The 18509-nt window shown below is 72.8% G+C and carries 16 protein-coding genes; 12 read left to right on the top strand and 4 right to left on the bottom strand.

Features of this window, described 5'->3' with window-relative positions; all coding sequences use genetic code 11:
- Positions 1–178: 178 nt before the first annotated feature.
- The gene (locus ACZ6JT_RS27045) at positions 179–697 is read right to left on the bottom strand and encodes an HAD domain-containing protein (protein WP_469213618.1); all 519 of its coding nucleotides are present in this window, start codon (positions 695–697) and stop codon (positions 179–181) included.
- Positions 698–786: 89 nt separating this feature from the next.
- Between ACZ6JT_RS27045 and ACZ6JT_RS27040 the strand changes: the two genes are divergently transcribed.
- The 3 genes from ACZ6JT_RS27040 to ACZ6JT_RS27030 all read left to right on the top strand — a co-directional run bounded on the left by ACZ6JT_RS27040 (position 787) and on the right by ACZ6JT_RS27030 (position 4424).
- A complete protein-coding gene (locus ACZ6JT_RS27040; protein WP_469213617.1) occupies positions 787–1338 on the top strand; it encodes a TetR/AcrR family transcriptional regulator in 552 nt (183 codons plus the stop codon).
- On the top strand, positions 1335–2879 hold the full coding sequence (locus ACZ6JT_RS27035; protein ID WP_469213615.1) for an MFS transporter: 1545 nt from the start codon (positions 1335–1337) through the stop codon (positions 2877–2879). The genes ACZ6JT_RS27040 and ACZ6JT_RS27035 overlap by 4 nt, the downstream gene beginning before the upstream one ends.
- 69 nt (positions 2880–2948) lie before the next feature.
- Entirely contained in the window at positions 2949–4424 is a 1476-nt protein-coding gene (locus ACZ6JT_RS27030; protein WP_469213614.1) for a membrane-associated oxidoreductase, read from the top strand.
- A 3-nt stretch (positions 4425–4427) separates the two neighbouring features.
- Here ACZ6JT_RS27030 and ACZ6JT_RS27025 read toward each other — a convergent pair whose 3' ends face one another.
- Positions 4428–5057, bottom strand: coding sequence for a lysophospholipid acyltransferase family protein (locus ACZ6JT_RS27025; RefSeq protein ID WP_037805411.1), 630 nt, complete (start codon positions 5055–5057; stop codon positions 4428–4430).
- A gap of 326 nt (positions 5058–5383) precedes the next feature.
- Between ACZ6JT_RS27025 and ACZ6JT_RS27020 the strand changes: the two genes are divergently transcribed.
- The 3 genes from ACZ6JT_RS27020 to ACZ6JT_RS27010 all read left to right on the top strand — a co-directional run bounded on the left by ACZ6JT_RS27020 (position 5384) and on the right by ACZ6JT_RS27010 (position 7755).
- Positions 5384–6547, top strand: coding sequence for a glycerophosphodiester phosphodiesterase (locus ACZ6JT_RS27020; protein ID WP_469213612.1), 1164 nt, complete (start codon positions 5384–5386; stop codon positions 6545–6547).
- Positions 6548–6620: 73 nt separating this feature from the next.
- Entirely contained in the window at positions 6621–7211 is a 591-nt protein-coding gene (locus ACZ6JT_RS27015) for an RNA polymerase sigma factor (protein ID WP_469213610.1), read from the top strand.
- Positions 7212–7248: 37 nt separating this feature from the next.
- Positions 7249–7755 (top strand): GNAT family N-acetyltransferase, encoded by a 507-nt coding sequence (locus ACZ6JT_RS27010; protein WP_469213608.1) that lies wholly within the window; start codon positions 7249–7251, stop codon positions 7753–7755.
- Positions 7756–7759: 4 nt separating this feature from the next.
- On the opposite strand, the gene ACZ6JT_RS27005 is transcribed toward ACZ6JT_RS27010, so the two are convergent.
- Together ACZ6JT_RS27005 and ACZ6JT_RS27000 are read right to left on the bottom strand one after the other, a co-directional pair.
- A complete protein-coding gene (locus ACZ6JT_RS27005) occupies positions 7760–8182 on the bottom strand; it encodes a hypothetical protein (protein WP_469213606.1) in 423 nt (140 codons plus the stop codon).
- Positions 8175–8543, bottom strand: coding sequence for a hypothetical protein (locus ACZ6JT_RS27000; RefSeq protein WP_362857958.1), 369 nt, complete (start codon positions 8541–8543; stop codon positions 8175–8177). The genes ACZ6JT_RS27005 and ACZ6JT_RS27000 overlap by 8 nt, the downstream gene beginning before the upstream one ends.
- A gap of 577 nt (positions 8544–9120) precedes the next feature.
- On the opposite strand from ACZ6JT_RS27000, the gene ACZ6JT_RS26995 reads away from it, so the two are divergent.
- The 6 genes from ACZ6JT_RS26995 to cobT all read left to right on the top strand — a co-directional run bounded on the left by ACZ6JT_RS26995 (position 9121) and on the right by cobT (position 17489).
- Positions 9121–10185 carry a methionine ABC transporter ATP-binding protein gene (locus ACZ6JT_RS26995; RefSeq protein WP_469213604.1) on the top strand — a complete coding sequence of 355 codons (1065 nt, stop codon included), beginning with the start codon at positions 9121–9123 and terminating at the stop codon, positions 10183–10185.
- Positions 10182–10850, top strand: coding sequence for a methionine ABC transporter permease (locus ACZ6JT_RS26990; protein WP_469213602.1), 669 nt, complete (start codon positions 10182–10184; stop codon positions 10848–10850). Before ACZ6JT_RS26995 ends, ACZ6JT_RS26990 begins: the two co-directional genes overlap by 4 nt.
- Positions 10851–10959: 109 nt before the next feature.
- Positions 10960–11823 (top strand): MetQ/NlpA family ABC transporter substrate-binding protein, encoded by an 864-nt coding sequence (locus tag ACZ6JT_RS26985; RefSeq protein WP_469213600.1) that lies wholly within the window; start codon positions 10960–10962, stop codon positions 11821–11823.
- 241 nt (positions 11824–12064) lie between these two features.
- Complete coding sequence (locus ACZ6JT_RS26980; RefSeq protein WP_469213598.1) at positions 12065–12757, top strand: GNAT family N-acetyltransferase; 693 nt, start codon at positions 12065–12067, stop codon at positions 12755–12757.
- Positions 12758–12835: 78 nt separating this feature from the next.
- Complete coding sequence (cbiE, locus tag ACZ6JT_RS26975) at positions 12836–14038, top strand: precorrin-6y C5,15-methyltransferase (decarboxylating) subunit CbiE (RefSeq protein WP_469213596.1); 1203 nt, start codon at positions 12836–12838, stop codon at positions 14036–14038.
- A 274-nt stretch (positions 14039–14312) separates the two neighbouring features.
- Entirely contained in the window at positions 14313–17489 is a 3177-nt protein-coding gene (gene cobT / locus ACZ6JT_RS26970) for a nicotinate-nucleotide--dimethylbenzimidazole phosphoribosyltransferase (protein ID WP_469213594.1), read from the top strand.
- Positions 17490–18509 lie beyond the last annotated feature (1020 nt).

Genomic DNA, 18509 nt, shown 5'->3' with positions numbered 1-18509 from the left:
TCTCTCCCCCCAAAAAACGCAAGCGGAGGTACCCCCCCCTAGAAGCGCACGCCCGAACGAACAAAAAGAAGACACAACCGTGCCCCAAAAAACGGGGGGGGGGCCCCCCCCCCCCCCCCCCCCCTCCGGCATGCCGGGGTGGCAGCGGATGGCGTCGATCGAGAACGGCCCGTCGCTGTCACGGCCGCGATGCCGCCCACGCGGCCAGAGTGCCGAAGTCCGCACGGACCAGGCCGATCTGCTCGTCGATCCGCAGCAGCAGCGCGTGCGCCGGATGGCGCTGCTCGACGTACTCCCGGTCCATCGCCGTGATGTCGTCGTCGACCCACGCGAAGGGCCGCCCGCCCGCGTATGCGAGGACGTACTGCGTCTTCCAGAAGGTGCCGCGCGGCGCCCGGCCGTGCATCGACGGCCAGTCGATGAACGGCAGCCGGGGCAGGCCGAGGCGGGGGCCTATCCAGTCGTTCGCCTCGTCCTTCCAGGTCGTGGCCCACACCAGCTCGTACGCGTCCGCCAGCGCGAGCAGCTCCTCCCCGTGGGCGGGATTGAGCCAGACCCGCAACGGCTTCGCGCTCTCCGCCTCCCGCCAGCCCGTCGGCCGCATCCGGTGGGTGGTGTAGCCCTCCGGGCGGCGATGGGCCTTGGCCGCGTAGGGGTTCAGCGGTCCGTCGACGTCGATCAGCAGCAGTGGCTTCATCAAGGCAGGATTCCGTTCCGGCCGCCCTCGGGCAGCTCATTTTCGAGCCGAATGAGACAGTGGCGTCTCATTCGGGGTATGCTTGTCTCATGGCCATGGATCGTGACCAGGTGCTCCGCGACGCGGCCGCCCTGCTCTCCCGCAAATCGACCGCCACGATGGACGAGGTCGCCCGCGCCGCCGGAATCGGGCGCGCGACCCTCCACCGGCACTTCGCCGGGCGGGACGCCCTCGTACGAGCCCTCGAAGAGCTCGGCATCCGGGAGTTCGAGGTGGCGTTCGACCGCGCCCGCCTCGACGAGGGCACCGCCGTGGAGGCGCTCAGACGCCTCGTCGCCGAGACCGAGCCCAATGCCGAACTGCTGGCCTTCCTCGTCACCGAGAACCAGCTCTTCGAAGGCGACCAGATCAACGAGGGATGGTCCCGGCTCGACGCCCGCGTCACCGCCCTGTTCCGGCGCGGCCAGGAAGAGGGCGACATCCGGATCGACCTGAGCCCCGCATGGCTCACCGAGGCCCTCTACGGCCTCATCGGCAGCTGCGCCTGGGCCGTCATGGACGGCCGGGTCGCCGCCAAGGACTTTCAGTACATGATCACCGAGCTGCTGCTCGGTGGCGCCCGACGGAGTGTGGAGAAATGAGCCGTACCGAACAGCTGAGCAGGCAGACGGGAACGGAGGGGAAGAGCAGGGGGCGCTGGCTCGCGCTCTCCGTGCTCGTCCTTGCCGTGCTGCTGGTCGCGGTGGACGCCACCGTACTCGGCCTCGCCACCCCCTCCCTCAGCGAGGACCTCAAGCCGTCCGGCACCCAGCTGCTGTGGATCGGCGACATCTACTCCTTCGTCATCGCCGGACTGCTGGTGTCGATGGGCAGCCTCGGCGACCGCATCGGCCGAAAGAAGCTGCTCCTCGTCGGCGCCACCGCCTTCGGCGCCGTCTCGGTCCTGGGCGCCTACGCCACCAGCCCCGAGATGATGATCGTCGCCCGGGCCCTGCTCGGCGTGGCCGGCGCCACCCTGATGCCGTCCACCCTCGCGCTGATCCGCAACATCTTCCACGATCCCAAGGAGCGCAGCCTCGCCATCGGCATCTGGGGGGCCACCGCCTCGGCCGGCGCGGCCGTCGGCCCCGTCGTCGGCGGAGCCCTGCTCCAGCACTTCTGGTGGGGCTCGGTCTTCCTCATCAACCTGCCCGTGATGCTCGCCCTGGTCCTCGTCGGCATCAAGCTGCTGCCCGAGTCCAAGAACCCGGTCGCCGGCCCCTGGGACCTCGTCAGCGTCGCTCTCTCCCTCGTCGGCGTCATCAGCGTGGTCTACGCCGTCAAGGAAGTCGCCACCCACGGCCTGACCTGGGAGGTCGCGGCCACCGCCGGGCTCGGCGCGGGCGCCCTGTACGCCTTCGTCCGCCGCCAGTTCACCCTGCCGTCCCCGCTGCTCGACATGCGGCTCTTCCAGCACCGCGGCTTCTCCGGCGCGGTCCTCGCCGACCTGCTCACCGTCTTCGGCCTCTCCGGACTGGTCTTCTTCCTCTCGCAATTCCTCCAGCTCGTACAGGGCCGCGGCCCGCTGGAGGCAGGCCTCGCCGAACTGCCCGCCGCCGTCGGCGCGGTGGTCACCGGCCTGATCGCGGGCAGGTACGCCCGCAGGTACTCCGTACGGTCCATCGTGACCGGCGGCCTCGCCGCCATCGGCCTGGCCCTGGCCGTCCTGACCGTGATCCACAAGGAGAGCGGCTACCCGGTGCTCGGCGCCGCCCTGCTCGTCGTCGGCCTCGGCGCGGGCTTCTCCTTCACCGTCACCGCCGACGTCATCCTCTCCAGCGTGCCCAAGGAGCAGGCCGGTTCGGCCTCCGCCGTCTCCGAGACCGCGTACGAACTCGGCGCCGCCCTCGGCATCGCCCTGCTCGGCTCCGTCGTCACCGGCGTCTACCAGGGCTTCACCGCCCCGGCCGGCGCCGCGGGGCCGGTGGCCGACGCCGCGCACGCATCCCTCGGCGGGGCCGTCGAAGCCGCCAGGTCACTGGACCCGGCCACCGCCACGCAGATGGTGGACGCCGCCCAGGACGCCTTCGTCGACGGCCTGCGCCTCGCCTCCGGCGTCGGTGCCGCCGTCCTGCTGGCCACCGCCGCGGCCGCCTGGTTCCTGCTGAAGGGCCAGCGGCTCCAGGACGGCATCGAGCACTGACGCTCCGCCACCGGGTGGTGGCCCGGCCGAAGTTGACAGCCCGTCGAACCTCGGGACACCATCCCGCCGATGGAGATCAACGACCTGACCCCGGCCGAGCGCCGCATATGGGACGCCTTCCCGCGCGGCGAGGGCGTCGACTTCCGCGCACAGCCCGACGACAGCTCCGTGGACGGAGCCGGCTGGGGGCCGGACCGGACCGTCCGCGCCGAGGTGCTGCGCGCCCTGCTGCTGGGCGCCGGCCGCGCCGAGGAGGGCCGGGTCGCCGGCCTCAAGGTCAAGGGCGCGAAGATCGTCGGGAAGCTCGACCTCCGGTACGCCGTCGTCGACCATCCCATCCGGTTGCGCGACTGCTGGTTCGAGCGCAAACCCCTGCTGTACGGGGCCCAGTTGCGCGCCCTCGTGCTCGGCTACTCCACCCTCCCCGGCCTCACCGCGGCCACCCTGCGCGTCGACGTGGTCCTGCGGCTCTCCTGCTGCCGGATCACGGGCCCCGTCCGCCTGCAGGGTGCCAGGATCACCGGCGGACTGTTCCTCCAGGGGGCCGTGATCGGCCCCTCGGCCGGTGAGGAGGCGGACGAGCCGGCGCTCCAGCTCAACCACGTCGACATCGGCACCGACATCATCGCCAATGACCTCACCGTCCACGGCCAGACGCGCATGAACGGCGCCACCGTCGGCGGCCAGGTCAACCTCAACGAGTCCCGCCTGCTCGCCCCCGGCGGCACCGCCCTGCACGCCGAGAACCTCAGCGTCGGCGGCGACCTGCGGGGCCACGGGCTGGAGGCCCACGGCCTGGTCAACCTCACGGGCTCGCGGATACCGGGCCAGCTCAACCTCAGCCGTGCCGTCCTCGACAACCCCGACGGGTTCGCCCTGCGCGCCTCCAGCTGTGCCGTCGGCGAGGTGTGGCTGAGGCACTGCGAGACCCTTCGGGGCGGGGTCAACCTGCGGCGCTCCCAGTTCGACATGCTGCACATCCCGCCCGAAACCTGGCCGGAAACGATCCGCATCGACGGGCTCACCTACCGCACGCTCGCCCCGCACCTGCCCGCGGAGGAGCGGCTGCCCGCACTGGAGCGCGAGGAGTCGGGGTACGTCCCGTACGCCTACGAACAGCTCGCCGCGGCCTACCGGACGGCGGGCGACGAGCCGGCCGCCCGCACGGTGCTGCTCGCCAAGCTGCGCCGGCACCGCCGCACCCTGCCCCGGCCCGCCCAGCTGTGGGGCCTGCTCCAGGACGTCACCGTCGGCTACGGCTTCCGGCCGCTGCGCGCGGCGGGCTGGCTGCTGGCGCTGCTGCTGACCGGGACGATCGCCTACTGGCTCACCCCGCCCCGCCCGCTCAAGCAGGGCGAGGCGCCGGACTTCAACGCGGTCTTCTACACGATCGACCTGATGCTGCCGATCATCGGCTTCGGGCAGGAGTCCGCCTACGCGCCGAGCGGCTGGTACCAGTGGTTGTCGTACCTGCTGATCGTGACCGGCTGGGTCCTCGCCACCACCACGGCGGCGGGCGTCAGCCGGTCCCTGCGCAGGCAGTGACCGCTACGCGGCCTTCGCCTTCGTCGCGTACATGTCCACGTACTCCTGGCCCGAGAGCCGCATCACCTCGGCCATTACCGAGTCGGTGACGGCGCGCAGCACGTAGCGGTCGCGGTCCATGCCCTCGTAGCGGGAGAACTCCATCGGCTCGCCGAAGCGGACGGTCACCCGGCCCGGGCGCGGCATGCCGGCGCCGCCGGGCTGGAGCTTGTCGGTGCCGATCATCGCGAACGGCACCACGGGGGCCCCGGTCATCAGGGTCAGGCGGGCGATGCCGGTGCGGCCGCGGTAGAGCCGGCCGTCGGGGGAGCGGGTGCCCTCCGGGTAGATGCCGAAGATCTTGCCCTCTTCGAGGATCCGGCGGCCGGTCATCAGGGCCGCGACCCCGCCGTTGGCGCCGTCACGGTCGACGGGGATCATGCCGGAGCCGGTGAAGAACCAGGCCATGGCGCGACCCTTGATGCCCTTGCCCGTCACGTACTCGTCCTTGCCGATGAAGTGGACCGTACGGTCGCACACCAGCGGAAGGATCATGGAGTCGATGAAGGTGAGGTGGTTGCCCGCCAGGATCACCGGGCCGTCGCCGGGGATGTTCTCGATGCCCTCCACACGGGTGCGGAACATCATGCGCATGACGGGTCCGACAGTGGCTTTGATGAGGCGCGTACGGAACAACGTGGGCCCTCCGGCATCGAAAAGCGGTTCTGGCACCCACCACACGTCGGTGGTGCAGGTGAGGACGATACTCGCGGGTCATGTCCTCGCGCACATCGGGTTCACGTGTCGGATACGGAGTGTTGACACACGTTTCCGCCAAGTTCCCCGGATGTGCCGTCGCCGCACCCCCTCCGGCCACCGCGTTTTGCCTACCATCGGCACGCCGATCACGGGCCGCGAAAGGCCGAGACACCGGAGATCCCGGGAGCGCGGGCCCGTCACGACGACGAGGAGTGGCACTCATGACACAGGGTGGGGCAGCGCGGCGCACGGTTCTGGGGGCGGCCGTCCTGGCGGCCGGGGGCGGCATGACCGGACTCGCGGCGGGACCCGCGTCCGCCACGAGCGGCGGGCACGGCGACGGAGGGTACCGGGACCTCCCCTACCCCACGGTCATCGGCCACCGCGGTGCCAGCGGCTACCGGCCGGAGCACACGCTCGGCTCCTACCAGCTGGCACTCGACCTGGGCGCCGACGTCGTGGAGCAGGACCTGGTCCCGACGAAGGACGGGCACCTGGTGTGCCGGCACGAGAACGAGATCGGCGGCACCACCGACGTCGCCGACCACCCCGGGTTCGCCGCCCGGCGCACCACCAAGTCGGTCGACGGGGTCTCGGTCACCGGCTGGTTCACCGAGGACTTCACCCTCGCCGAGCTGAAGACCCTGCGCGCGAAGGAACGCATCCCCGCCGTCCGCCAGCGCAACACCCTCTACGACGGCCAGTGGGCCGTGCCCACCTTCGAGGAGGTGCTGCGCTGGGCCGACCGCGAGGGCAAGCGGCGCGGCAGGCGGGTCTGGCTGCACGTCGAGACCAAGCACCCCAGCTACTTCCGCGGCCTCGGCCTCGGCCTGGAGGAGCCGCTCGCCAAGCTGCTGCGCCGCTACGGGCGCGACGGGCGGGGCGCGGCCCTCTTCCTCCAGTCCTTCGAGCCCTCCAGCATCCAGCGGCTCTCCCGGCTGGTCTCCGCACCCCGCGTGGTGCTGCTCTCCGCGGCGAACACCCGTCCCTGGGACTTCGAACAGGCCGAGGACCCGCGGACGGTCGCCGACCTGGTCAAGCCCGAGGGCCTGAAGTGGATCTCCGGCTTCGCCCAGGGCATCGGGCCCACCATGGACCTGATCCTGCCGCGCACGGCGGACGGCCGGCTCGGGACCCCGACCACCCTGGTGAGGGACGCGCACGCCCACGGGCTGGTGCTGCACCCCTACACCGCGCGCAACGAGAACAGCTTCCTGCCGGCCGAGTACCGCAAGGGCGCGGATCCGGCCGCCTACGGCGATGCCCTCGCCGCCCTCCGGACCTACTTCGAACAGGGCATCGACGGGATCTTCACCGACAACCCGGACACCGGACTGCTCGCGGCGGAGGCCTTCCGCCCCGGCCGACGCCCCGTCAACCGCTGAGCGGGGCTTCCCGAACGAGTGGGCCGGGCCCGGTGCGGAAACCGCCGGACCCGGCCCACTCGTCCCGCCCGGCATGGACCTGCTGAAGGCTGACCTCTTTGAGAAGCTCGGCCCGCTGCTCTCCGCGGAGGCGGCGGCGGAGGCCGCGGGCACCGGGGTGGACGCGGCCGACCTGGAACAAGCCGTCTGGGTCAGGCTGCTGGAGAGCGGCCGGCGCGCCCCCGATCCGGCCGAGCCGGCGGAGCCGGCGCGCTGGCTGCGCCGCGCGGTACGGGCGGAGGCCCGCCTGGCCCGGCGCCGGGCCAGGCGGGAGATCCCGTACGACGGGCCGCCGGCGGGCGACAGCGCGGGAGGCGAACCGGCCGCCGGGCGCGAACCGGCGGTCGGGCGCGAACCGGCCGCCGGGGCCGAACCGGAAGAGGCCCTTCTGGACCGGGAGGTGAACCGCGCACTCCGATCGGCGGTCGCCCGGTTGCCCGGACGCTGTCCCGAGCTGATGAAGGCACTTCTTTCGCCCAGAGACCTCACCTACCGTGAAATCGCAGGAGAGTTGGGTATCTCACAAGGAAGTTTGGGGCCCGTCCGTTCCCGTTGCCTGGGATGTCTGCGCAGAATGCTGGCTGCAGAGGTTGCGGCTCCTGGCCTTCGGGGAAAGGAGCGGTAGACCAACGGGCTACCAGGTGAGCTGGAGGCATGCGCACATGGGCATGAGCGTGACCATTTCGGCGGCGGCTGCCGAGGACGCTGAGCAGATCTTCAAACTGCAGTACCTGGCCTTCCAGCGCGAGGCCGAGCTGTACGGCAACTACCTCATCCAGCCGCTCACCCAGTCCCTGGACTCCCTCAAGGGGGAGCTCGCCACGGACACCGTCCTGGTGGCCCGGCTCGGCGACGAGATCGTCGGCACCGTGCGCGGCAGCGTGGACGAGGACGGCACCGGCAAGATCGCCAAGCTGTGCGTCCACCCGCGCCTGCAGGGCCACGGCCTCGGCGCGCGCCTGCTGCGCGCGGTGGAGGAGGCCCTCGCGAGCCCCGGCACCACCACCCGCTTCCGTCTGCACACCGGCCACAAGAGCGAGTCCAACCTGCGCCTCTACCGCAAGGCCGGCTACGTGAAGGTCGGCGGCCGCACGGCTTCCGACGGGGTCCAGCTGGTGATCCTGGAGAAGGAGGCCAAGGACCCGACCGACTTCGCGGTCAGCGCGTAGCCGTTCAGCGCTTGGTGCGCAGCCAGAGCATCCCGGTGACCGGCAGGATCACCGGGATGAACAGGTAGCCCATCCCGAAGGCCGACCACACGGTCGTGTCGGGGAAGGCGTCGGGGTTCACCAGGGTCCAGGTGCCCACGGCCAGTACGCCGGCGAGCTCGGCGGCGCAGCAGACCAGCGCCGCCCTGCGGGCCGTCTCCCCGCCGCGCACCAGCGAGTACGTGATGAAGGCGTAGGCCAGCGCCGCCACCGCGGACAGCGAGTAGGCGAGCGGTGCCTTGTCGAACTCGGTGGAGATCTGGAAGGCCGAGCGCGAGACCGCGCCCACCACCATCACCCCGTAGAGCCACACCAGCAGCAGTCCGGGCCCGGACACCAGCCGCTTGCGCCCGGCGGGAGTGACGTTCTTCGTCTCAGCGTCAGGCACCGGTGGTTCCCCAGATGTCGTAGAGCCGTACTTCGAGGACGGCGAGGACGACCGCGCCCGCGGCCACCGTCACCGATCCCCACCTGGTCCGCTCGGTCAGCGAGAGCATGCCGGCCGCCGGCACCGCCGCGAAGGCGCCCAGCAGGTACGACACGAAGATCACCGTGCCCTCGTCGGGCTTCTCGCCCTGCGCCAGCTTGACCAGGCCGATCACCAGCTGGGCCAGGACCAGCACGGTCACGACGGCCATGCCGATGAAATGCCAGTCCTTGGTCGGCTGGTCCCGCCATGCGGCGTGGCCGCACCAGGCGGCGAGGGCGAGTGCGGCCACGCCGATGGCGACCGTCAGGGCGTCGAGCATGCAGCGAGGGTATTACGGGCCGAAAGATCCGATGCGCGCGCCCCTTCCGGCCGGCCCCGCGCTCCAGCGTGCGTGCGGTGCGCGGACCGTGGTCTTGACCACAACGCCCGCGCTCGCCGGATCGCGGACCGGTGCTCCCTCGCGTGGTCCGGGGGCTGTGTCGACGCAGGTCAGGGGGGCCGCGCCGGGGGCGGGCAGGGTCCGAAGCCGTCCGGTATGCGGGCGGAAGTCGTCCGCTATCCGGACAGCGTTGATCGGTCAGGGGAGACGTCTGCTTTACTTGGGCCCATGACCACGACGAGCAACCGCACCCCTGCGACCGAGGCGACGATGACGCCCGGTGCTCGTTGTATGTGTCGAATGTGCGCCTTCTGAGGGCCCCTTCCTGAGCCTCGCGCCCCGAAGCGAGACCAGCCGCGCCACCGCGTCACCCGCTGACGAACAGCACGGCTCACTCCTGCCCCGCGCATACGCCCAAGCCACCGTTTTCTGACGGTTCGTCCCGTATCGCGTCCCCAGATGTTCGCCCCGTGCCGGCACCCCGCTGCGCCGTGCACACGACAGCGACGGAAATCCTGTGATCACCACATCGGGCCTCACGAAGGTCTACCAGTCCCGTGGCCGTGAGGTCACCGCCCTGGACGGCGTCGATCTCCACGTCCGCGAGGGCGAGGTCTACGGAGTCATCGGCCAGAGCGGCGCCGGCAAGTCCTCCCTGATCCGCTGCGTGAACCTGCTGGAGCGCCCCACCACCGGCACCGTGAGCGTCGACGGAGTCGACCTCACCGCGCTCGCCGGCCGCGGCCGCCGCGCCGGCAAGGAGCTCCGCGAGGCCCGCAGCCGCATCGGCATGGTCTTCCAGCACTTCAACCTGCTGTCCTCGCGCACCGTCCAGGGCAACATCGAACTGCCCCTGGAGATCCTCGGCGTCTCCGGCCGCGAACGCTCCCGCAAGGCCCTCGAACTCCTCGACCTGGTCGGCCTCGCCGACAAGGCCAAGGCCTACCCCACCCAGCTCTCCGGCGGCCAGAAGCAGCGCGTCGGCATCGCCCGCGCCCTGGCCGGCGACCCCAAGGTGCTGCTCTCCGACGAGGCCACCAGCGCCCTGGACCCCGAGACCACCCGCTCCATCCTGGGGCTGCTGCGCGACCTCAACCGCCAACTCGGCCTCACCGTGCTGCTCATCACGCACGAGATGGACGTCGTCAAGACCGTCTGCGACTCGGCCGCCCTGATGAAGAACGGCCGCGTCGTCGAATCCGGCACGGTCGCCGAACTGCTCGCCACCCCCGGCTCCGAGCTCGCCGGCGAGCTCTTCCCGGTCACCGGCGCCGCCAGCGGCCCCGACCGCACGGTCGTCGACGTCACCTTCCACGGCGAGGCCGCCGCCCAGCCGGTCATCTCGCAGCTCTCGCGCACCTACAACATCGACATCTCGATCCTCGGCGCCGCGATGGACACCGTCGCCGGCCGCCTGATCGGCCGCATGCGCATCGAACTGCCCGGCCGCTACGAGGACAACGTCGTCCCGGTGGGCTTCCTGCGCGAGCAGGGCCTCCAGGTCGACGTGATCGACGAGGCCCGGCAGACCGACGAGATCGACGACGAACTGGCCGCGCTGGTCAAGGATGGTGCGAAGTGACCTGGTCCGAGATGCAGCCCCTGCTCGCCCAGGGCACCTACGACACCCTCTACATGGTGCTGTGGTCCACCCTGGTGACCGTGCTCGGCGGACTGCCCATCGGCATCCTGCTGGTGCTCACCGACAAGGGCGGCCTGCTGCAGAACCAGCCGCTCAACAAGGTCCTCGGCGTGATCGTGAACATAGGCCGCTCGCTGCCGTTCATCATCCTGCTGATCTTCCTGATCCCGGTCACCACCGCGGTCGTCGGCACCTTCATCGGCCCCACCGCCATGATCGTCCCGCTCGCCATCGGCGCCGTCCCCTTCTTCGCCCGGCTCGTCGAGACGGCCGTCCGCGAGGTGGACCACGGCCTGATCGAGGCCGTCGAGTCCATGGGCGGCGGAGTCCCCACCCTCGTCGGCAAGGTGCTCCTGCCGCAGGCCCTGCCCTCGCTGGTCGCCGCCGTCACCACCACCGTCATCACCCTCGTCGGCTACTCCGCCATGGCGGGAGCCGTCGGCGGCGAAGGACTCGGCTCCAAGGCCATCACGTACGGCTTCCAGCGCTTCGAGACCGGCTTCATGTTCGCCACCGTCGCGGTCCTGATCGTCCTCGTCACGGTGATCCAGCTGATCGGCGACGGCGTGGTCCGCCTCCTGGCCCGCCGCGGCCGCACCGCCTGACCGGCCCCCGGGCCGCCCCGAGTTTCCCACCCCACAGAGCCCGCACTTGTCGTGCTTGGGCCACCACCAGCAAGTCCTCGGTACTTGTTCAGCAAGAAAGGCACTCTTCGTGCGCAAGAACATCAAGCTCACCGCCCTCGCCGCCACGGCCACCGCGCTCACCCTCGGCCTCACCGCCTGCGGCAGCTCCTCGGACCCGTCCTCCACCAAGGCCGACGGCGGCAAGGTCGACGAGAGCAAGCCGCTCGTCATCGCGGCCTCCCCGAGCCCGCACGCCGACATCCTGAACTTCGTCAAGGACAACCTCGCGGCGAAGGAAGGCCTGAAGCTCGACGTCAAGGAGTTCACGGACTACGTCCTGCCGAACACCGCGACCGAGCAGGGCCAGGTCAACGGCAACTTCTTCCAGCACAAGCCGTACCTCGACGACTTCAACAAGAAGAACGGCACGCACATCGTGCCCGTCGTGAACGTGCACCTGGAGCCCCTCGGCCTCTACTCCAAGAAGGCCAAGGCGATCTCCGACATCAAGGCCGGCCAGACCATAGCCGTCCCCAACGACACCACCAACGAGGGCCGCGCGCTCCAGCTGCTCGCCGCGAACAACCTGATCACCCTCAAGGAGGGCGTCGGCACCAGCGCCAAGCTGTCCGACATCACCGACAAGAAGGGCCTGGAGTTCAAGGAGCTGGAGGCCGCCACGGTCCCGCGCGCCCTGAACGACGTGGACGCCGCCGTCATCAACGGCAACTACGCCCTCGAGGCCAAGCTGTCGCCCGCCAAGGACGCGCTGATCCTGGAGAAGGCCGAGAACAACCCCTACGCCAACTTCCTCGCGGTCAAGGACGGCAACCAGAACGACCCGCGGATCCAGAAGCTCGCCAAGCTCCTGAACTCCGACGAGGTCAAGAAGTTCATCGAGGAGAAGTACCAGGGCTCGGTCATCCCGGCCTTCGGCACCCCGGCCTCCTGAGCCGGCGGCCCGGCAGCCCCCGGGCCGCCGGCCCCACGGTCAGGAATCTCGGCCCCGCACGCCCCTGACGGCGCGCGGGGCCGAGCTCTGCCCGCTTCCGGGCAACCCGGCCCTGCACATCCCCCGGTCGATGCTGCATGCTGTGGCCTACGACCCGTAGAGGCGGTCCCGCATGAACGGTCCCTCACCACGGTCGCATCGCACCACGGTCGCACCACGTTTCTCAGGCATGGAGCTGCGCATGACTACCACCTTCCCGGACGTCACCATCAGCACGGACCGGCTGGTGCTGCGCCCCTTCGAGGAAGAGGACGTCACCGCGCTCACCGAGATGATGAACGACGAGCAGGTCACCGCCTGGACCACCGCGGCCCACCCCTACACCCGCGCCGACGCGCACCGCTGGGCCACCCGGGACTCCCACGCCGAACGCACCGAGGGCCGCGGCATCGTCTTCGCCGTCACCGAGTTCCTCACCCAGCGCCTCGTCGGCGTCGTCCACCTCCAGAACACCAACTGGCGGACCCGCGCCACCGAGGCCGGTTACGTCACCGCCCCCTGGGCCCGCGGAGAGGGCTACGCCAGCGAGTCCGTCCTGGCCGTCGCCCAATGGCTCTTCCGCGACCAGGGGTTCGAGCGCCTCGAACTGCGCACCCCCGCCGACAACACCGCCTCCCAGCAGGTGGCCCAGAAGATCGGCTGCATCAGCGAAGGCGTCCTGCGCAACGCGTGGATAGTGCGCACGCAGACCCCCGACGGCGACTGGACCGACACCCGCACCGACCTCATCGTCTGGAGCCTCGTCCCCGAGGACCTCGACGACGACGGCGACGGCTACGAGGGCTACGACTCCTACGACGGGTACGCGGGCAGCACCGCCTTCGGGCAGCGGGCCGACGCGCACGGCCGCACCGTCGGCGCCGACTGGAAATGACCCTATGACCGGGTAGTCTCACCGTGCCCGCCCCCCCCGACGAAGCTTCGCCCCACCCCCACCAGGAGACTGACGACGATGGCCGACCGGGTCACGGTGATCGGCTGGGACGGTTCGCCCCTGACCGCGGCCGCCCGGTCCGCGCTCTCCGCCGCCACCCTCGTGGCCGGCGCCGCGCACCACCTCGCGCTCCCCGAGGTCCCGCCCACCGCCGAACGCATCCGCCTCGGCAGCCTCGGCCTCGCCGCCGGCCGCATCGCCGGCCACCGCGGCACCGTGGTCGTCCTCGCCGACGGGGACCCCGGTTTCTTCGGCGTCGTACGCACCCTGCGCGCCCCGGAGCACGGCCTGGAGGTCGAGGTGGTCCCCGCCGTCTCCTCCGTCGCCGCCGCCTTCGCCCGCGCCGGCATGCCCTGGGACGACGCCCAGGTCGTCGTCGCCCACCCGCGCACCCTGCGCCGAGCCGTCAACGTGTGCCGCGCCCACGCCAAGGTCGCCGTCCTCACCTCGCCGGGCGCCGGCCCCGCCGAACTCGCACTGCTCCTCGACGGAGTCCACCGCACCTTCGTCGTCTGCGAGGAACTCGGCACGGACCGGGAGCAGGTGAGCGTCCTCACCTCCGACAAGGCCGCCGACCACAGCTGGCGCGACCCGAACGTCGTCATCGTCATCGGCGGCGCGGGACAGGCCCCGGCCGCCGAACCGGGCTGGCTGCTCGGCCAGGGCGCCGCCCACTCCGCCGACCGCGGCTGGGCCCGCCCGCAGCCCGGCACGGGGGAAGGGGAGTCGGCGCAGCTCCGCGCCGCCCAGCTCGCCCGGCTCGGCCCGCGCACCGGCGACCTCGTCTGGGACATCGGCGCCGGCTCCGGCGGCGTGGCCGTGGACGCCGCCGCCCTCGGCGCCGCCGTCATCGCCGTCGACGCCGACCCGCGCGCCTGCGAACGCACAACTGCCGCCGCCCGCAAGCGCGGAGTGCAGCTCCAGGTCGTCGCCGGGCGCGCACCGCACGCACTGGAGAGCCTGCCCGAGCCCGACGTCGTCCGCGTCGGCGGCGGCGGGGCCGAGGTCGTCGCGGCCGTCGCCGACCGCCGCCCCGAACGGATCGTCAGCCACGCCTCCACTCGCGACGAGGCGGAGGCCATCGGCCGCAGCCTCACCGAACACGGGTACGCCGTCGAGTGCGCGCTGCTCCAGTCCGTCGCCCTGGACCCCCGCACCTGGGCCGAACAGGACCGTTCCGTGGTCTTCCTCCTGTCGGCAGAACGCCCTGTGACCCGCTGAGACGAGGGCCGGGGTAGGCTGGCCGATCGTCGTACTGCCCCGACGTTTCGGGCATCGCGACACCGCCGGAACGCGCGACGTGGCGCAGTCCACAGAGGACCACGGCGGTTATGGCCGTCACGATGGCTAACGGGCGCGACAATGCTTAGTGGTTGTCGTGCAGGCGGATGTGAGACGGACCCGTCGCACGCCGGCCCCGCACGGCAACTCCGCACGGAGGCCTCGTGGGCGACCGGGCGACCGACGAGGCAGAACCGATGGGCGAGGGGTAAGCATGACTGACACCGGCCAGGTACCGGGCGAGGGTCTCCCGGACAGCGCGGGCATGGTGGATCAGCAGGGCGTCCCCGCTCCGGTCCGGACCCCGGCGCCGATCCCCGGCGGCTACGCCTTCCAGGACCTCATGGACAACCCGGCCGAGCCGGAGGACGAGGAACTGCTGCTGATGCCGAGCGGCCAGGGCGCGTGGAGCGACCCGCAGGTCGTCCCGCCGGCCCCCGTCTTCCCCGTGGACCCCGAGCTCCCCGAGCCGCCGGTGTACACCGACGCCTCCCACGGCGCCGGCCCCGGCTACCCCGAGGCCCCGGCGTACACCGAGCAGGCCGGGTACCCCGAGCCCGCCGCGTACCCCGGCTTCCCCCAGTCCTCCTTCCCCGACACCGGCTACAGCGCGGGCGCGCACGAGGCGGGCGGCCGTGACTCCGGCGCGCTCGACCTCGGCGGCCTCGTCGTCCCGCCGCCCGCGGCCCCCGCCGCTCCGGTGGCCCCCGCGGCCCCCGCCCGGCGCCCGCTGCACATGGGCCCGCCCGTGCCCGAGGCCACCGGCGGAGTCGTACGTTCCCTCGCGGACCGCGGCCCGGCCGCGGCGCCCGCTCCGGCCCCCACGGCCACCGTGCCGAGCGGCCCGGCGGTCCCCGCGCCGATCCGCCAGGCGGGGCCCCCGACCACGGGCCCCGAATACCTCGACGTCCCGCGCGCGGAGTCCGTCGCGTCCCCCGCCCCGCAGCCGGGCGAGATCCCGCCGCAGGCCGGGGCCCCCTGGGCCGCGGAGCCGGTGGTCGCGCCGGAGCCGGTCGAGGCCGCGCCCGAGCCGGAGCCGCAGGCCGCGCCCGTACAGGCCGTCGAGCCGGCGCAGTCGCCCGTCGAGCCCGAGCCGCTCGCGGGACCCGCAGAAACGGTGGTTCAGCCCGAGCAGCAGCCCGAGGCCGTCGTGGCCGTGGCGGCGCCCGCGGCAGCCGAGCCCGGCCGGCCGGAGCCCGTCGTGGCCGACGAGCCCGTCGTGCCCGTCGCGACGCCGGAGTCGGCCGAGGCCGCGCCGGAGCCCGCCGCCCCGGCCGAGTTCGTCGCCCCGGCCGAGGCCGTCGTCGCGGAGCCGGGCCGGCCGGAGCCCGCCGAGGCCCAGCCCGAGCCGGGCGCCCCGGCCGAGGTCGTCCCGGCCGAGCCCGTCGAGGCCGCCGAGCCGGTCGCGCCGGAGCCGGTCGAGGTCGGGCCGGAGCCCGTCGCCCCCGCCCTGGCCGTCGTCGCCGAGCCGGTCCAGCCGGAGCCCGTCGCCCCGGCCGAGCCCGCGGAGCCGGAGCTGATCGAGGTCGCGCCGGCCGAGGCCGTCGCCCCCGAACCGGTCCGGCCGGAGCCCGCCGAGGCCCAGCCCGAGCCGGTCGCCCCCGCCGGGGCCCAGCCCGAAGCCCAGCCCGAGGCAGTCGCCCCGGCCGAGCACGCGGGCGATCCGGCGCCCCCCTACGACGACGCCGAGCGCGAGGCCGTCCTGCGCGTCATGCGCGAGCGCCGCGACATCCGCAAGGGCTTCCGTACCGACCCGATCCCGCACGAGGTGCTGCTCCGCGTTCTGGAAGCGGCCCACACCGCGCCCAGCGTCGGCCACTCCCAGCCCTGGGACTTCGTCGTCATCAAGTCCGCCGAGACCCGCCGGACGATGCACGAGCTCGCCCAGCGCCAGCGCGAGGCCTACGCGAAGTCGCTGCCCAAGGGCCGGGCCAAGCAGTTCAAGGAACTCAAGATCGAGGCCATCCTCGACACCCCGGTGAACATCGTCGTCACCGCCGACCCCACCCGCGGCGGCCGCCACACCCTCGGCCGGCACACCCAGCCGCAGATGGCCCCGTACTCCTCGGCCCTCGCCGTCGAGAACCTCTGGCTCGCCGCGCGCGCCGAGGGCCTCGGCGTCGGCTGGGTCAGCTTCTTCGACGAGCGCGAGATGGTCCGCGAGCTCGGCCTGCCGGAGCACCTGGAGGTCGTCGCCTACCTGTGCGTCGGGTACGTCGACGAGTTCCCGGAGGAGCCCGAGCTGGCCCAGGCCGGCTGGTCCCGGCGCCGGCCCCTCTCGTGGGTCGTCCACGAGGAGACGTACGGGCGCCGCGCGCTGCCCGGCGAGGAGCCGCACGACCTGCTCTCGGAGACGGTCGCCAGCATCCGCCCGCTCGACGCGAAGGCGCTCGGCGAGGCCTGGGAGCGGCAGAAGCGCATGACGAAGCCCGCCGGGGCCCTGGGCATGCTGGAGATCATCTCCGCGCAGCTGGCCGGCCTCTCCCGGGTCTGCCCGCCGCCGATCCCGGAGCCGGCCGCCGTGGCGATCTTCGCCGGCGACCACGGCGTGCACGCCCAGGGCGTCACGCCCTGGCCCCAGGAGGTCACCACGCAGATGGTGGCCAACTTCCTGGGCGGCGGCGCGGTGTGCAACGCGTTCGCGAACCAGGTGGGCGCCGAGGTGTGCGTGATCGACGTCGGCGTCGCCGGAGACCTCCCGGCCACGCCGGGCCTGCTCCCGCGCAAGGTCCGTCCGGGCACGGCCGACCTCTCGGTCGGCCCGGCGATGACCCGCGAGGAGGCCGTCGCGGCCATCGAGGTGGGCATCGAGACGGCCCGCGACCTGGTGGCGGCGGGCAACAAGGCCCTCCTCACCGGCGAGATGGGCATCGCGAACACCACGGTCTCCGCCGCCCTCATCTCGGTCTTCACGGGCGTCGACCCGGCGGAGGTCACCGGCCGCGGCACCGGCATCAACGACGAGACGCACGCCCGCAAGGTCGACGTCGTGCGCCGCGCCCTGGAACTCCACCAGCCGGACCCGGCGGACCCGATCGGCGTCCTGGCGGCCATCGGCGGCCTGGAGCACGCGGCGATCGTCGGCCTGCTCCTGGGCGGAGCCTCCCTGCGCACCCCGGTCATCCTGGACGGCGTCAGCGCCGGCGCGGCCGCCCTGGTGGCCCGGGCCATCGCCCCGGAGTCCCTCTCGGCGTGCATCGCGGGCCACCGCAGCGCGGAGCCGGGGCACGTGGCGGCCCTGAACAAGCTCGGCCTGCGCCCCCTGGTCGACCTGGACCTCCGCCTCGGCGAGGGCACGGGCGCGCTGCTGGCCCTCCCGCTGGTCCAGAGCGCGGCTCGCGCGATGCACGAGGTGGCCACCTTCGACTCGGCGGGCGTCACAGAAAAGTAACCCCCGCCGCCGACGCCCCCCCTGGCTCCGCTTCAGCCCCCCCGCCTCAATCGCCGGCGGGGCTGGATTGGTCGGGCGGGGCGTCTGTGGGATGTGCGGGTGCAGCTCACGAACCGGGGCTCCGCCCCGACCCCCGCGCCTCAATCGCCGGCGGGGCTGGATTGGTCGGGCGGGGCGGTTGTGGGATGGGCGGGTGCGGCTCACTAACCGGGGCTCCGCCCCGACCCCCGCGCCTCAATCGCCGGCGGGGCTGGATTGGTCGGGCGGGGCGGCTGTGGGATGGGCGGGTGCGGCTCACTAACCGGGGCTCCGCCCCGGACCCCGCGCCTCAAACGCCGGCGAGGCTGGATTGGCCGCCCCCCTGCACTGTGCGCGGCGGCACCGTTCCGGGAGCGGCAGTCCGGATGGTGCCTGGAGGGTGCGCAGCGCGGAACCCAGGATGGTGGCGAGTGGGTTGGCCGTGGGGTGGGGACACGCAGGGGCGTCCCCGCAGGTCGAGCGAACCCAACGCCGGGCAACGGGCCGGTCAGGCTCAGGGTTCGCGAGCCGAGGAGACGTCCCGGAGGGGCACCGCCCCACCTCGAAGCCGCCCCCCTGGCTCCGGCTTCAGGGCCGAGACCCCGATCAAGGCGCAGAACCGCCCCGGGCCAAGGCATCACCCCCCGAGGCCAGGCCCGTACCCCCTCGGAGCCGCCCCCTGGCCCGGGCTCCCGCCCGAGCTCCCGGGTCAGCTGCGCAGCCCGGCCGGAGGCTCGCCCCCGCGGCCAGGCCCGTACGCCGCCCCCTGGCCCGGGCTCACGGCCGAGCCCCCGCGGGCCGCCGAGGCCCGGCAAGGTGTCGGGCAGGGGTGCCGCCCCCGCGTGGAGCCGCCCATGGCGCCGCAGGCCCGCGGCGAGGCCCCGGGTGAGGTGCCGAACCGGCCGGGTCGACCCCGGCAGGGGGGCGGCGTGCGTGACCCGGCCCCGTCGGCGGTTGGGGCGCGGGTGTTGGGCATGTCCCCGAGGGGGTTTGGCGTGGGAC

Source organism: Streptomyces sp. NPDC046308, from assembly GCF_055588065.1.
This window is presented reverse-complemented; position numbering and strand designations above follow the sequence as displayed.

Excerpts from the sequence above, each read along its gene's own strand:
- ACZ6JT_RS27040 (WP_469213617.1), top strand. The coding sequence starts at position 787 with ATGGCCATGGATCGTGACCAGGTGCTCCGCGACGCGGCCGCCCTGCTC.
- ACZ6JT_RS27015 (WP_469213610.1), top strand. The coding sequence starts at position 6,621 with ATGGACCTGCTGAAGGCTGACCTCTTTGAGAAGCTCGGCCCGCTGCTC.
- ACZ6JT_RS27025 (WP_037805411.1), bottom strand. The coding sequence starts at position 5,057 with ATGCGCATGATGTTCCGCACCCGTGTGGAGGGCATCGAGAACATCCCC.
- ACZ6JT_RS26980 (WP_469213598.1), top strand. The coding sequence starts at position 12,065 with ATGACTACCACCTTCCCGGACGTCACCATCAGCACGGACCGGCTGGTG.
- ACZ6JT_RS27010 (WP_469213608.1), top strand. The coding sequence starts at position 7,249 with ATGGGCATGAGCGTGACCATTTCGGCGGCGGCTGCCGAGGACGCTGAG.
- ACZ6JT_RS27000 (WP_362857958.1), bottom strand. The coding sequence starts at position 8,543 with ATGCTCGACGCCCTGACGGTCGCCATCGGCGTGGCCGCACTCGCCCTC.
- ACZ6JT_RS27030 (WP_469213614.1), top strand. The coding sequence starts at position 2,949 with ATGGAGATCAACGACCTGACCCCGGCCGAGCGCCGCATATGGGACGCC.
- ACZ6JT_RS27020 (WP_469213612.1), top strand. The coding sequence starts at position 5,384 with ATGACACAGGGTGGGGCAGCGCGGCGCACGGTTCTGGGGGCGGCCGTC.
- cobT (WP_469213594.1), top strand. The coding sequence starts at position 14,313 with ATGACTGACACCGGCCAGGTACCGGGCGAGGGTCTCCCGGACAGCGCG.
- ACZ6JT_RS27045 (WP_469213618.1), bottom strand. The coding sequence starts at position 697 with ATGAAGCCACTGCTGCTGATCGACGTCGACGGACCGCTGAACCCCTAC.
- cbiE (WP_469213596.1), top strand. The coding sequence starts at position 12,836 with ATGGCCGACCGGGTCACGGTGATCGGCTGGGACGGTTCGCCCCTGACC.
- ACZ6JT_RS27035 (WP_469213615.1), top strand. The coding sequence starts at position 1,335 with ATGAGCCGTACCGAACAGCTGAGCAGGCAGACGGGAACGGAGGGGAAG.